Source organism: Rathayibacter sp. VKM Ac-2857 (assembly GCF_013205025.1).
In the GTDB taxonomy this organism is placed as follows: Bacteria; Actinomycetota; Actinomycetes; order Actinomycetales; family Microbacteriaceae; genus Rathayibacter.
Map to the genome: position 1 here is coordinate 101,843 of NZ_JABMLE010000005.1, position 13,877 is coordinate 115,719.

Sequence of the window (13,877 nt, forward strand, 5' to 3'; positions counted from 1 at the left end):
GACCGAACCGGGTGTGTGGCAAGCGGCGCCTGCTACGCACCGAGGCGAAAGGGGAGTGCTCGTGGATGACCAGTCTGCCGACGCCGTGGGATCCACCGTCACTCCAATGGTCGGTATCGCGTGGGCCGCGCTGGAGGTCTTCGGCGAGCAGGGTGTGAAGCGCGCGTCGCTACGGGAAGTTGCTCAGCGAGCCGGTGTCTCGTATGAGGCCCTGACTGGCCTCTTTCCGGACGAGCGTGCGTTGCTCTTATTCGCGCTGAAGCTCTTCGAGGCGGACTCCGAGGAAGTGGCGCTCAAGGCCTCGCGTTCGGATGGGTCCCTTGCAGACGTCATCGCTGCGGTTCTAGTCCACCAACAGCGGACGCCCGATCGATTGCGCGCGTGGCTCGCGATCAGCATCGCCGCCACGCAGAAGGACCATCCTGCTCGTGGGTTTTTCGCTGATCGCGCCGAGTTTGCAACCGGAGGAGTCAGTGGCGCCCGTGCAGACGGCGATGCCGAGCGAGCGCTCCTCTATCTCGTCGTCGTCGACGGTCTGCAGTTACAGTGGCTGGCCAATCCTGGTCTCGACGTCGAGTCGGCGTTGCGGCTGTTCTTGAGTTCTTCTCTGTACACGAGGCCGACAGAAGCGTGATCGTCCCGGACGCTCGGTTGTGTCGTCACGGAGCGTCACGTCACGTGCAGCGGAGTGCCCGAGATGCTCGTTGACGACGCCAAGACTCGAATGAGCGGCCAGCGCCAGATCGACCTCGGCTCACGGCAACGCCTGGTCCTCGCTGTACTGCGCTTCACGCGCTGAGCCCTCCGCACTTGCGCCGCGGTCCGCGTGGCTGTGCGGAGGACTTCGCGATCGCGACGATTGCGAACACAACGCTGGCATCGGTCAAAATTGCCTCAATCCGTTGCGCCACGGCGTCTTCGGTTACAGTCCCGACCGCTCTGCGCGGCCTACAGGTCTTCGAGTCCCGTCGGCGAGGCCGCCGATAGCCGTGACTGACGCGATACCACGCAACCTAGCGGTTGGGCGGCAGCGGCGATCGACATGTTCGACCGGTTCCGCCACCTCGCCGTTCGAACTCGATCGACGAGAAGAGGCAATCGTTGGAGGCGTAGCCGGCCCTTCGTGGTACTCACCGTCTCACTTTGCTTTGACCTCTCCCGCTGTAGGTGCCCTCTTCGAAGCTGGGCGGGGTCGTTTCATGCTGCCCAAGTATAAATAGCGATAATTGTGGTTACCGCTACTAGAGTCGAAGCAGCATCAGGAGGCTTTCGGGGTGCGTTCGAGGGGGAGGAGGCGGCCGTGACGCTCGAGAATCAGCTCGAGGGCCCCTTCGAGGGCCTGCTCGCGGCACCACTGGATCTGGACGCGATCGCCCTCGAAGTCCACGAGGTCCGCACCGCCGAATGGTTCGACGCCGAGCAGACCCCCTCCTGGCGCGTCCTGCTGCGAGCGACCGCCCTGCTGCGCACCCCCGTCCCGCAACTGATCGAGCGCATCCGCCAGCTCGAGCAGATCGCCGACGGCCGCCTCCCGCACCTCGACCGCGGACGCTGCCCGGACGGCACCGCCGACACGGACACCCGGGACGGCGCCTGCCGCGCCTGCCAAATCCTCGGCGCACCCCGGAGCACCTGATGGACGAGCTCGAGGACGTGCGCGGGGGAGTGGCGGCGGCGCCCGTCGTCGGTGCGCTCTCGCCGGCAGTCCTGCAGCTGGGCGAGGCGTCGATCGCTGCGAACACCCGGCGCGCCTATCAGGCGGACCTGCGCAGCTTCGTTGCCTGGTGCGCCGCCTCCGGGCGGCCTCATCTGCCGGCCTCGCCGGAGACGGTCGCGGAGTACCTCGCCGACCGCGCGGGCCTTATCACCACCGCGGGGGAGTGGCGGTACGCGCCATCGACCCTCGCGCGCGCTCTGGCCGCCATCAACGCCGCCCACGCCGAACGCAACCTCCCCCTGCCCGGGCACGCCTCCCTCGTCACCCGCACCCTGCAGGGCATCCGCCGCGACCGCCAGCGCCCCACCCGGCAAGCGGACCCGCTGCTACTCAGCGACGTCCAAGCGGTCCTCGACCGCATCGACGTCACCCACTGGCCCGACGGAACCGCCGGCATCCGCGACCGGCTGCTGATCCTGCTCGGCTGGGCCGGAGCCTTCCGCCGCAGCGAACTCACCGACCTCCGGCTCGACGACATCACCCGCCACCGCGACGACGGCCTGCACCTGCGCATCCGACGCTCCAAAACCGACCAGACCGGGAAAGGCCTCATGAAAGCCATCCCCTACGGGCGGGAACCGCTCACTTGCGCTGCGTGCGCATGGATGCGCTGGCTACGCCTGCTCGCCGCCACCGAACAGGGACGCAGCGCCGTCATGCGAGTGCTGTTCACCGACGACCCCGCCGTGCACGTCTGCCGGAGCGACATGCCGGCGGTGGAGGGGGCGGCGCCGCTGCTGCGGCGGATGCACAAGAGCGGCCTGCCCACCGAGAACCCCCTCAGCGCCCAATCGGTGAACCTCATCGTCAAACGCCGCGTCACCGCCGTCGGCCTTGACCCCGCCCGCTACAGCGCCCACTCCCTCCGCGCCGGATTCGTCACCGAGGCGCTGCGCCACGGCGCGACCACCCACGCGGTCATGCGCCAGACCGGACACCGCTCACCCGCGACCGTCGAGATCTACGCCCGCGAACGCGACCCCCTCACCGGCAACGCCGTCACCACCCTCGGACTATGACCCCCGCAAACATCCTCGAGCAGCTGCCTGTCTCCAGCCGCGCCGCCTGGCAGCTGTACACCGACTGGTGCGCCTCGACCGACGTTCCGACGATGCCGGCGGCGACGCCGCAGCTGCAGGCGTTCCTGCGCGACGTGCCCGCCGCGTTCAGCACCTCCGTCGCCCGCGTCCGAGCGATCCGGGCCGCGCACACCATCACCGGCACACCCTTCCCCGACGCCCCCACCCCGACCTCTCCTGCACTCCGGGTCGGCACCGAATGGGCGAGCGTCGAGGCGGCGCTGCTGGCTCTGCCACTGACCCGTTACCCGGCCGGCCTCGTCGGACGCCGCGACGCGCTCGTCCTCCTGCTCCTGGACCACCTCCACCTCACCCGGGCCGGCCTGCGCGCCATCCGCATCACCGACGTCGACCCGACCCAATGGCGGATCGCCGACACACTCTTGCCAAGGACGGACTCGGCGATCCCCTGTCCGCGCTGCATCCTCAGCCGATGGCTGCGCGTCCTCGGACCCGCCGCCCTCGGCTTCCGCACGAGCGTGCGCGAACTCCTGGACCCGGCCGGCTTCACCGACCGGCACGACTGCACCGGCCCGCTCGAGGACACCTGGACGGTCGCACCGAACCTGCTGCCCGCCATCGACCGTCACGGCTGGCTCACGAACACCACCATCAGCACCCGCACCATCTCCGCCCTCACCGCACACCGTCAAGACCCCACGCTCCTCCCCGCCCACCACCGACCCCGCCCGGTCGCACCGAGTCTCCGGCCACCCCTCACCCTGCAGGGCCTCGCCGACGCCTACGACGACCTCGACGAACGCCTCACCGCGCTCCTCCTGCGCACCGACAATCTCCTCACCACCACCCCCACCAGCACCGACTCGGCATGACAGCCATGACCGATAAGCACCCCGACAACCTGCTCACCCCGCGGGCCACCCCGTGCGCATCCTGCCCCTACCGCCGTGGTGTGCCTTCCGGCATTTGGGACGACACCGAATACACGAAACTGCCCCGCTACGACGCCGAAGTCCCTGAGCAGCCCACGGCCGTGTTCCTCTGCCACCTCGACGACGGCTGCGTCTGCGCCGGCTGGCTCGGCCACGCCGACGCCGCAGGACTGCTCGCCGTGCGCCTGGGCGTGATCCGCGGCCGCCTCGACCCCGCCTGCCTCACCTACAGCACCGACGTGCCCCTGTTCCTCACCGGTGAAGCCGCCGCCACACACGGCCGCCACGACATCCCACGCCCCACTCCACGAGCGGCCGCCGCGATCCAGAAACTCCACCGCATCCGAGGCCTCAGCAACCGGGATCTCTGAGTGCCTTCAGCTCCTCACGAATCGGTCCGGACTTCCGGACGACGTGCTGAAGCGACCAGAGCTATGCGGACACCATGTGCTGACGCCGAGAGCGCCACCGTCGCACAGGCACGTGTCGGCACGAATCAGCGTTACAGCCGAGCGTCAATGCGATGCACGTGGAATGGAAACCCAACGTGAGAGCTTCCGATGCAGGTGACAACGCCTTGATGGGTGACTCGACCTTCGCAACAGGGACCTTGTTGAGACCGGGTGGCCGGTCGGTCAAGTGCAGAGCGTGGACTGCGTGCAAGGTTTTCTCTTGCTCGGTCTGATAGGACTAGGGATGGAAAACCTTTCCGTACCTGATTTGGAGTAGTAGTCGTATGGCTCAGAAGATGACGCTCGTTGATGACCTCGATGGTTCCCCGATCGAGGACGGCCGCGGCGGCACCGTCCGGTTCTCCATCGACGGCGCGAACTACGAGATCGACCTGTCGGAGAAGAACGCTGCCACGCTGACCGAGGCGCTGGAGAAGTACGTGTCCGCGGGACGTCGCCTGCGTGCCGGGAGCAGCTCCATTCCGGCGGCGGTCAAGAAGAGCGACCCGCAGCGGCTGAAGGCGATCCGGGAGTGGGCGGGCAAGAACGGGTACGAGGTTTCCAGCCGCGGCCGCGTCTCCTCCGAAATCGTCGAAGCGTACGACGCCGCGAACTGACCTCAGCAGCCGGTCCAGCTCCCCACGCGTGAGCTGGACTGCGCTGACATCTTCACAGGGTCACCCACGCACGCCAGCTCACCCCGCGTCGTCCGTCCGAGAGCAGTGCCGCACATCAACGACTTCGATTTCTGACGAACGAATCCCTCCGGGAGGTGAGGCGGAGGACACTCTCTGGCTGATCTGAGGGTCGAGTCCGTCGGTGTCGTAGGACTGCTCTCGCGCGGCCTGAAGTACCGGTGTTTGGTCGCACGCGCCCGGTCGTCGTCGGGCTGTTCGGGATCCTGCGCATGCCGCAGGCGTTGATCGCCGCACCTGGAGCGTGAGCGAAGAGCATCGGTAGCACCGGTCAGCTACTCGCGCGGACGGTGCGCATCATCCGCCGCGTCGCCGGAATCGTGGACGCCTCGAGGCTTCGGTTGTCTCGGTGAGCGGTATGGGCTGGCTCGTGTGGAGCTGCCGCCTCACATTCCGGGGTTCCCCGGCCTCAGGGGTGCGAGCTGCACTCACGCAGCGGCGGCCGAAGAACGACTGCGGGGAGCCGCTCATCGGGCTGATCATCAGTTCACACCTCACGGCTTGGGGCGGCGCGGGGGAGCCGAGGGAGCTCGAGCGCTCCCGCGAAGATGGATGCTCCTTTACTCTGTGCCGATTCGCGAGGAGGAAGCGGGCGGTAGCGTTCTAGCGCGGACCCGGTGTGCGATGGACGCCAGCGTGCAGCCGCTCGGCCGTTCAGACGCCGCCTGCTCTGTCAGGATGGCGTCGTGCTAACGGCCTACCTCGATGAGTCTTATACCGACGAGCGGTATTACGTCGCCGCTTTCCTCATTGATGAGGCGGACAATCCAGCGCTGGACGCCGCGCGAGCACGGATGAGCATTTTCCTCAAAGGCTTTGGAGTCGAACCGTCCACCGAACTGCACGCCCACTCCCTGATGACTGGTCGTGATGGGTTTGAACCTGTCGCCCGGCAAGTGCGGGCACGGATTCGCATCTATCAGCAGTGGATGAACGAACTCGCCGCGCTTCCCGCTCGCGTGATCGTCCGAGGAGTCGACGTCACCCGCTTGAACGCTCGCTACAAGTACCCGGACCCACCTCACCAGGTCGCGTTGCAGCACACACTCGAAGCAATCGATAGATGCGCCCGACAGCACGGCAAGCAGGTCCGCATCGTCGCCGACATCGTCCCCGGGCAAGTCGCGCACGCCGCGGACATGATCCGTTATCAACGTTCCGGTACCCCGGGATATCAGAGCAGCATGCTCGCAGCCGTTGTGCCGCCGCTGGTCTTCGAAGACTCCGCCCGCTTCCCCGGCCTGCAAGCCGCGGACGCGATCGCCTACATCTATCGGCGCTTCGATGCCCACGTCGAATCGAACAGCCAGGTCGCATCCGCCGTCCAACGGCTATGGACGACCCTCGACGGGCTCGTTTTCGAAGTCTGGCGTTGGGACCCGTAGAGGCCGCCAGATGCACGAAAACCTCGCGCGAGGCGAGGTTTTCGGCGGACAACGTTCCGGTAACCGGCCCGTCGTAACACCAGAGTACCGCGTCCCCACCCGCTCACCAACGGATCCTCCCAGTGGCAGCCTCGATCCGAGGAGCCCACGCAGGCTGTTCCACCGAGCGCCGGCAACGGTCGGTAGCCGGGGCCGTCGGTGGTGGTCGTCATGCTGGATCCTGTCGGGCGGTCAAGGGGGGCGATCACACGCAACAGCGCAATCGCGGTGAACGCGCTCGATCGCACCGCGTCGCGGGCGGCCCTGACCTGCCCGATGAGGAGCATCTCCGCGTTCAGCGCACCCGGCGATCTTCCGAACCCATCGTTGCCTCCTCCACGAGGAAGGTCGCTGACTGGGATGCGCGCGGCTGCTGAAGGTTCTGGTTCTTGTTTGAGGTGTGGCCGTGGTTGGCGGCGGCGGACAGCGTTCAGTCGGCGCCGTCGGTAGCGGGCACCTTGTCGGTGCTCGAGGTCGAGTCCATCCACACGGCTTGCGCCCCGGAGTCACCGATTCGCACGACGTCGATGGTGGCTCCGACGGAGATGGCGATCGCGGCGACGGCGAGCACGATCCCGACGAGGGGGCGGCGGGTGGCGGGTCGGTCCTCGGCTCGTCGCGTGCGGCGGAACCAGAGCCACTGCACCAGGGTGACCAGGAACAGGCCGGCGGCCCAGGGGAGCAGGTGGTCGCCGAGTTCGGTGTGCTGCTCGAGGATCGCGGACGGCTCCGTCTGGCGTTCGAGGGCTTCGCCGGCCTGCGTAGTGAGCGGGATGGCGATCAGCGCGGCGAGGGCGATGATCGGGGTGAGGATCCCGGACTTGCGGCGGGCGGCGGGCCAGACGCTGCCGAGGATGAGCGTGAGCGCGGCGAGGGGGAGCAGGACCACGACGGCGTGCACGAGGAGCGGGTGAAGGGGGAGGCCGTTGATCTGCCAGTCGTTCATCGGGGGCGCCTTCGGTCGAGGGGGGCTGTCCTCGTGACGCTAACGCGCCCGGTCCGGCATGCGGCGCCGGTCGAGGCGATTGTGTGAGCCCTCGAACGATCGCTCGCCCCTCCTCGGAGCCGACTCCCCGCTTCACCGCCGAGACACGATGCGCCGACCGGGCAGAGTCGGCCCCTGCGATCAAGCGGCGGGGGCGATTAGGCGGCGGAGGCGGTCGGTGACGAGAAGCGCGCCGGTGGCGTCGACGGTGAGGACGTCGATGTCGAAGCGGTCGGTGACGGTGCCGAGGATCGTGGCGCCGCCGGCGAGGATCGCGGTCGCGAGGACGTCGGCGGTGACGATGTCCTCGGCGATCACGGACACCTGCACGAAGGGGACGCCGCCAGGCTCGGACGGTCGGCGCCAGACGTGCTCGCCGCGTTCGGCGGTCCCGGAGGTGGCGATCGCGCGGCGTCCGTCGCCGAGCGGGACGACACAGAGCAGCGCCTGCCGGTCGCCGGGGTCCACGATCCCGACCGTCGAGCTGCCGGAGGGTGAGGTGAGGACGTCGCCTCCGACGTCGAGCATCCATTCGCCGTCGCCGAGCAGCCGGGCCGCGTTCGCCATGGTGGTCGCCTTGACGGTTCCGGCGAGGTCGATGAACCCGTCGGGCCGGTGCGGGGTGAAGGCGCCATCTGTCGCGGTGCGCCAGTGCAGTGATTCGGTGTAGGCGGTCCGCATCTGCTCGGACGAGGCGGTCAGCGCGAGCTCGCCGCGGGCGATCCGGGACGCCTCCGACTCCGGCCGGTACAGGCTGAAGCGGGCGTCGGCGTCGGCGAAGACGGCCTCGATGTCGCCGACCGGGGCGTCGTCGGCGGCGCGCAGGCTGACGACGGTGCCCATCGTCGTGAACGTGTGCACGGTCAGATTCCGGCCTGGTCGATCGCCGATTGCAGGGAGGTGAGGTAGCCGTCGCTGGTGTAGGTCGCTCCGCTGACCGCCTGCACCTGCGCGGACTGGGCGGCGAGGACTTCTTGACGCAGGATCGGCGCGGCCCGATTGGAGATCGACACGGACCGGCCGTCCTTGTCCGTCAGGTGTACGGCGGTGACGTCGGTGATCTGCCCGCCGGTGACGGTGATGGCGACCTGCACCGCGCCGAAGCGGGTCGACACGGACGAGCCGGTCCAGGTGCCGTCGGTCGAGGCGGACGGGCTGGCGGTGGCCGTCGAGCTCGCGCCGGCCGAGGGGTCGGCGGTGGCGCCGGCGGAGGGCGCTGCGGGCGTCGTCGAGGCGGGGGTGCCGGCCGGGGTCGGCGTGGTCGCCGCGGGGGCCGTTGGGTCCGTGGCCGTGGTGGCGCTCGTCCCGGTGGCGAGCGGTGATCCGGTGGCGCCGGCGGATCCCAGCTGCCAGCCGCCGACGAGGACGGCGAGGGAGGCGAGGACGCTGGCGACTGCTGCTCGTGTTCTCACCAGTCGAACCTCTCCACGTGGATCTGCCGGTCGGGCAGGCCCGCCGCTCGCGCGTCGCGGACGACGAGGTCGGCCCAGGCGGTGGGACCGCAGACGAACAGGTCGGATTCGAGCAGGCCGGGCAGCGCGGAGGTGATCGTCACACCGCGGGCGACGGACTCGGCGGACATCCACGTCGCGAGCCCCGCAGGTCGCCGGCCGATCATCCCGAACAGGGCGCCGCGGCTGCTGCGGACCAGGGTCTGCGTCTCGTCCCAGAGGTAGGTCTGGGACTCGTCGGTGGCGCGCAGCAGGACGGTCGCCTCTCCGGGGCGCAGGCCGCCGTGCTCGAGGAGCGCTCGGGCGGGGGTGATGCCGATGCCGGCGGCGATGATCGCGAGGCGCGGGGCAGTGCGGGCGACGTCGGTGAAGATCCCGTAGGGGCCCTCGATCGAGACCGCGGTCCCGGGGCGCAGTCGGGCGAGGCGGTCGGTCCCGGCTCCGAGTGCGCGGACGGTGATCCGCGCGCGGGTGTCGGTCGGGACGGCGGAGAAGGAGATCGGGTGCGCGTGCCACCAGGTGCCGCGGCTCCAGAACCGCCAGATCGCGTACTGCCCGCCGATCACGCCGAGGCGTGAGAGGTCGCGGCCGGAGAGGTGGATCGAGAAGACGCCAGGGGCGATCGTCTCGACGGCCTCGACCCGGATCCGGTGCCGCAACGTGGCGAGGACCGGCACCGCGAACCGGAACCAGGCGATCGCTCCGAACGCCAGGACGTAGAGGGCGATCCAGTAGACCCGCTGCGGGGTGCTCTCGGCGAGGACTTGGCCGGCGGAGAGCTGGTGGGGGACGGCGACGAGGACGGCCGCGTAGCTGAGCAGGTGGATCGCGTGCCACGCCTCGTACGCGAAGCGGCGGCGCACGGCGACGAGGGAGGTGACGACGACGAGCACCAGCAGGGTGCTGCCGAGCAGCGCCAGGAGCATGTCGGCGCCGGAGTACAGGGCGAGCGTCTCGTTCCACAGCGTCAGCCCGTCGGTGAGGGCGTAGACGACGGTGAGCAGGGCACCATGCCCGAGGATCAGGTACAGGGCGGGCTTGCCGAGGCGGCGGTGCAGCGCCATCGCGGCGTCCTAGCCGAAGGCGCGATCGATCCAGGGGATCCGGGCGGCGAGGACGAGCATGACCAGGATCAGGTCGGTGCCGACGAGACCGGCGACGATCCCCGCGGCCGAGAGAGCTCCGCCGAGATCGGTGACCTGCGCGGGTCCGCCGGCTGCGAGGTAGAGCGCGATGGCGAGGGCGACCGAGACCCAGCTGGCGGTGACGAGAGCGTCCGCGGACCGCAGGCGCCGGCGCAGGGATCGCCCGCGGTCGGCCTGCGACCGACGCAGCGTGGTCGGCGCGTGGGGTGGGGGTGCGCTGGTCGGTCGGATCATGGTGCTCACGGCGGCGCCCTCCGGTCGGTGTCGAGTGCGCCGACCCGGGGTTCCCGGGGGCGCGCTCTCACCGTCGCGGGGGAGTCTTGGTGCCGGCTATGAGTGGTGCGTGCCGATTCCGCGCCAGGGTCCGATTCGTGTTCGAGGTCTCACATGTCACCGCTCGGGCAGCACGACCGTCACCGCCACCCCGGCGGAGCGGCGGTTCTCGAGGGTGACCGATCCGTCGGCGGTGTCGACGAGAGCTGCGACGAGGGCGAGCCCGAGCCCGCTGCCGCCGTCGCGGCTGGCGCGCGCCTCGTCGGGCCGGGAGAAGCGCTCGAACGCGTGCGGCACGAACTCCTCCGGCATGCCGTGCCCGGTGTCCTCCACGCGCAGCTCGAGGGCGGAGTCGTGCTGCTGCAGGAGGAGGGTGATGCGTCCCGCAGGTGGCGTCGCGGCGATCGCGTTCGCGCCGAGATTGTCGAGGACCCGCGAGAACGCGCTCACCGAGAGCGGGTAGCGCGCGTCGGCCCGCTCGATCGCCGTGTCGAGCTCGATGTCGGGGCCGGCGCCGCCCGTGATCGTCCTCAGCCGGTCGACGGAGTCCATCAACTCCGTCTCCAGCTCGCTCGCCGTCGCGCGCGCCGCGACGGGCGGGGCGGCGTCCAGGCGAGAGAGCTCGAGGAGGTTCGTCGCCAGCCGGGACAGGCGAGCGAGGGAACCCTCGGCAGCGCGGATCTCCGTCTCGAGGGCGTCCGCGTCGCCGAAGTGCCGGTGCGCGAGTTCGAGCTGCGTGATGACGACGGCCAGCGGCGTGCGGATCTCGTGGCTGGCCGCGGACACCATCTGCCGCTCCCGATCCGCTGTCTCCCGCATCCGGGCGATGAAGGCGTTCAACGTCTCCGCCAGATCCGACAGCTCATCAACCGCCGGACCGACGGGGAGCTCGCCGCCGTCACGATCGCCGAGCGACGCGGCGGTACGTCGCATCCGCTCGACCGGACGAAGAGCAGCACCGGTGAGCAGCCACGCCGCGAGAGCGGACAAGACCACGAGGGCCGCGGCGCTGACGAGCAGCGTCCGGTCCAGGGCCGCGACGGTGAGGTCGCTGCCGGCGCCGCTGCGCGCCGCCCACAGCTCCCACGTGCCCGCACTGGTGTCCAGGATCCGCGAGACGACCGTGAACCGCACGTCCTCGTCGGTGACGACCGTCGAAGTGCCGTCGCTGCCGTTGCTGCGTTCGAGGACCTCGTGGACGTCGTGCGGCATCGTGTCGACGGGCACCGCCCCGCCGGGAGCGCGCGTGAAGATCAGGATCCCCTCGGCCGGCGGGTCGGGGGTCTCGGTCGGGTCCGATCGCAGATCGGCGAGGTACGGGGCGAGGTCGCCCTCGGCGAGGGTCACCTCGGAGGCGGCGACGATGCTGCGGAACTGCCCATGCAGAACCGCCGTGATCGCGCCGACTCCCACCAGGGCGACGAGGAGGCTGCCGAGGGTGATCCGTGCGCGGATGGAGAGGGTGCGCAGCAGCTTCATGTGACGCGCTCCAGGCGGTAGCCAGCGCCTCGGATGGTCACGATCCGCAAGTCGACCTCGGCGAGGTCGAGCTTCTTGCGGAGGTAGCTGACGTATTGGTCGACGATGGTCGGCTCGAAGGTGTCCGGCGATCCCCATACCTCGGAGAGGATCTGCGTCCGGGTGAGCACCTCGTTCAAGCGCGTCGCGAAGAAGCGCAGCAGCGTGAACTCCTTCACGCTCAGCGCGAACGGCCGGTCGCGAACCGTCGCGCGGACCGAGAGGGCGTCCAGTCGCAGCTCGCCGATCTGCACGATCGGCTGCGGGCCGCTGGCGCGGCGGCGGATCTGGGCGCGGATGCGTGCGCTCAGTTCGCCGAAGTGGAACGGCTTGGTGACGTAGTCGTCGGCTCCGGAGTCCAGGCCGAAGATCCGATCCTCGACAGCGTCCCGCGCCGTGATCAGCACGACCGGGACGGTGCTGCCGGACTCCCGCATCCGCCGGCAGACCTCGAACCCGGTCATCCCCGGCAGCATCACGTCGACGACGGCGACGTCGACGTCTCCCGCGGTGAAGACGATCAGCGCGTCCACGCCGTTCTCGACGAGCTGCACGTCGTAGCCGTCCTCCCGCAGTCCCCGCTCGATGAGGGCACCCATCTGCGGGTCGTCCTCGACGACGAGGATCCGGGACATCAGACCGCGCCGGACGTACCGAGCAGCGACCCGATCAGGAACGTGGCAGCGAGGGCCAGAGCGCCGCCGACGACGATGCGGATCACCGGGCGTAGCGCCGGGCTGCCGCCGACCCGGGCACTGATGAATCCCGTGGCCGCGAGGGCGATCAGCACCACGACGAAGGTCACCGGAACCCTCAGCTCCGGCGGCGGGAGCAGGATCGCCAGCAGCGGCAGAACGGCTCCGAGGAGGAATGACAGCGCGGAGGCGCCGGCGGCGGCGAACGGACTGGCGACCGCTTCCTCGTTCAAGCCGAGTTCCGCTTCCAGATGCGCGGTCAGGGCGTCGTTGTCGGTCAGCTCGTGGGCGACCTGGCGGGCGGTCTCCGCGGTCAAGCCCCGCGCCTCGTACAGAGAGGCCAGTTCCTCGAGCTCCCCGGCGGGATCCTCGGCCAACTCGACCCGCTCCTTCGCGATCAGAGCGCGCTGGCTGTCGCTCTGGCTGCTCACCGACACGTACTCGCCCAGCGCCATCGAGATTGCACCACCGACGACTCCCGCGACACCCGCCGTCAGGATCGGCGCCGTCGCGGTCGTCGCGCCGGCGACACCCACGACGAGCGCGGCGACCGAGACGATGCCGTCGTTCGCGCCCAGGACGCCGGCTCGCAACCAGTTCAGCCGCCCCGAAATAGCACCGTCGTGCGGTTCCGCGCGAGGGGACGATGGCGGAGGAGTTGACGGGGTCGACATGAGGGCCATGCAAGCACCGCCCCGACGGCAGCGCCAGCCAGGAGAGCCTGCCCAATCCCGTCCCGGCCGCACGTGCTGGGTGGAGGCGCAGAGGAAGCGGCAGAGGCCGCCACGCCCGCGTTTCTCTCGATTCAGACGTGCCCATCGACGTGGCGGACGGTGGAGGTCCAGTCAGACCCGCGCTGACCTTTCATTGGGTCGGCCGCTGGCTGCTCCGAGCCGGAGTTATGGCGGAGGTAATTCCCCGCCGAGGTCGCGAGCAGTACCTGCAGATTCGACGGTTCCGCCGTTCTACCGACTGGCCGATGCTGCAGGACACAGCAGTCCACCCGATCAGCTCAGCTAAACGGTAGGGGCTGCTCTTGGCTGATCAGGAGCGGGTAGCCGGGGAGGAGAGTGGTGACGCGCAGGGCGGAGTAGTCCGCGGAGAGGCTGCTGGGGATGTTGCTGGAGAAGGTTCCGTCGGCGCGGGTGCTCGGGCGGAAGAGGGGGACCCAGGAAGTGCTGCCGCGCGGCTTGCCCTCGAGGGCGAACTGGGTCTGCACGGGCGAGCCGTCCGCTGCGCGGATTTCCACGAAGATGACGCCGGTCGTACCTGATCCGTTGAAGATGACGTAGAGATCCGGTGCCGCAGGGGCGGAGGCGACGGCAGCGGGAGCGGCGACGGCAGCGACCACGATCGGAGCAGCCCACGCGGCCTGCACCACCGAGCGGCGGCGGACCGCGGGAGAGTCGACGCGGTCGGTGGTGGTCGTCATGCTGAGTCCTGTCGGGCGGGGAAGAGGGCAGATCGCAGACCCCCGCTCATTCGCGGTGGCCGCGCAATCGCGCCGCGACATTTTTAGTGTGCCGCAGGCTGTTCGGGTCTGCCTGATG

General features: G+C 69.6%; 16 protein-coding genes. 7 read left to right on the forward strand and 9 right to left on the reverse strand.

What is annotated here, in order from left to right; genetic code table 11:
* Positions 1 to 61 precede the first annotated feature (61 nt).
* From HQQ86_RS20455 to HQQ86_RS20485, 7 genes are all read left to right on the forward strand, one after another.
* The gene (locus tag HQQ86_RS20455; RefSeq protein WP_216845742.1) at positions 62 to 634 is read left to right on the forward strand and encodes a TetR family transcriptional regulator; all 573 of its coding nucleotides are present in this window, start codon (positions 62 to 64) and stop codon (positions 632 to 634) included.
* 666 nt (positions 635 to 1,300) lie between these two features.
* Complete coding sequence (locus HQQ86_RS20460; RefSeq protein WP_173290613.1) at positions 1,301 to 1,636, forward strand: hypothetical protein; 336 nt, start codon at positions 1,301 to 1,303, stop codon at positions 1,634 to 1,636.
* A complete protein-coding gene (locus HQQ86_RS20465; RefSeq protein ID WP_173290615.1) occupies positions 1,636 to 2,736 on the forward strand; it encodes a site-specific integrase in 1,101 nt (366 codons plus the stop codon). Before HQQ86_RS20460 ends, HQQ86_RS20465 begins: the two co-directional genes overlap by 1 nt.
* Positions 2,733 to 3,629, forward strand: a complete 897-nt coding sequence (locus HQQ86_RS20470) for a hypothetical protein (protein WP_173290617.1) — start codon at positions 2,733 to 2,735, stop codon at positions 3,627 to 3,629. Before HQQ86_RS20465 ends, HQQ86_RS20470 begins: the two co-directional genes overlap by 4 nt.
* A complete protein-coding gene (locus HQQ86_RS20475; RefSeq protein ID WP_254072302.1) occupies positions 3,626 to 4,060 on the forward strand; it encodes a DUF6283 family protein in 435 nt (144 codons plus the stop codon). The genes HQQ86_RS20470 and HQQ86_RS20475 overlap by 4 nt, the downstream gene beginning before the upstream one ends.
* Before the next feature lie 377 nt (positions 4,061 to 4,437).
* Complete coding sequence (locus HQQ86_RS20480; RefSeq protein WP_301952367.1) at positions 4,438 to 4,758, forward strand: Lsr2 family protein; 321 nt, start codon at positions 4,438 to 4,440, stop codon at positions 4,756 to 4,758.
* Between the two features lie 764 nt (positions 4,759 to 5,522).
* Entirely contained in the window at positions 5,523 to 6,221 is a 699-nt protein-coding gene (locus tag HQQ86_RS20485) for a DUF3800 domain-containing protein (RefSeq protein WP_367948754.1), read from the forward strand.
* 469 nt (positions 6,222 to 6,690) lie between these two features.
* On the opposite strand, the gene HQQ86_RS20490 is transcribed toward HQQ86_RS20485, so the two are convergent.
* From HQQ86_RS20490 to HQQ86_RS20530, 9 genes are all read right to left on the reverse strand, one after another.
* Positions 6,691 to 7,206 (reverse strand): DUF2231 domain-containing protein, encoded by a 516-nt coding sequence (locus HQQ86_RS20490; RefSeq protein WP_173290621.1) that lies wholly within the window; start codon positions 7,204 to 7,206, stop codon positions 6,691 to 6,693.
* Positions 7,207 to 7,386: 180 nt separating this feature from the next.
* Positions 7,387 to 8,106, reverse strand: a complete 720-nt coding sequence (locus tag HQQ86_RS20495; RefSeq protein WP_367948755.1) for an FAD:protein FMN transferase — start codon at positions 8,104 to 8,106, stop codon at positions 7,387 to 7,389.
* A 2-nt stretch (positions 8,107 to 8,108) separates the two neighbouring features.
* On the reverse strand, positions 8,109 to 8,657 hold the full coding sequence (locus HQQ86_RS20500; RefSeq protein WP_173290624.1) for an FMN-binding protein: 549 nt from the start codon (positions 8,655 to 8,657) through the stop codon (positions 8,109 to 8,111).
* On the reverse strand, positions 8,654 to 9,760 hold the full coding sequence (locus HQQ86_RS20505) for a ferric reductase-like transmembrane domain-containing protein (RefSeq protein ID WP_173290626.1): 1,107 nt from the start codon (positions 9,758 to 9,760) through the stop codon (positions 8,654 to 8,656). The genes HQQ86_RS20500 and HQQ86_RS20505 overlap by 4 nt, the downstream gene beginning before the upstream one ends.
* Positions 9,761 to 9,769: 9 nt before the next feature.
* Positions 9,770 to 10,084 (reverse strand): hypothetical protein, encoded by a 315-nt coding sequence (locus tag HQQ86_RS20510; RefSeq protein WP_173290628.1) that lies wholly within the window; start codon positions 10,082 to 10,084, stop codon positions 9,770 to 9,772.
* A 147-nt stretch (positions 10,085 to 10,231) separates the two neighbouring features.
* A complete protein-coding gene (locus tag HQQ86_RS20515; protein ID WP_173290630.1) occupies positions 10,232 to 11,593 on the reverse strand; it encodes a HAMP domain-containing sensor histidine kinase in 1,362 nt (453 codons plus the stop codon).
* Positions 11,590 to 12,267: a response regulator transcription factor gene (locus HQQ86_RS20520; protein WP_173290632.1), complete on the reverse strand. Its 678-nt coding sequence runs from the start codon at positions 12,265 to 12,267 to the stop codon at positions 11,590 to 11,592. The genes HQQ86_RS20515 and HQQ86_RS20520 overlap by 4 nt, the downstream gene beginning before the upstream one ends.
* Positions 12,267 to 13,001, reverse strand: a complete 735-nt coding sequence (locus tag HQQ86_RS20525) for a VIT family protein (protein WP_173290634.1) — start codon at positions 12,999 to 13,001, stop codon at positions 12,267 to 12,269. Before HQQ86_RS20525 ends, HQQ86_RS20520 begins: the two co-directional genes overlap by 1 nt.
* 338 nt (positions 13,002 to 13,339) lie before the next feature.
* Complete coding sequence (locus HQQ86_RS20530; protein ID WP_173290636.1) at positions 13,340 to 13,759, reverse strand: hypothetical protein; 420 nt, start codon at positions 13,757 to 13,759, stop codon at positions 13,340 to 13,342.
* Positions 13,760 to 13,877: the final 118 nt, after the last annotated feature.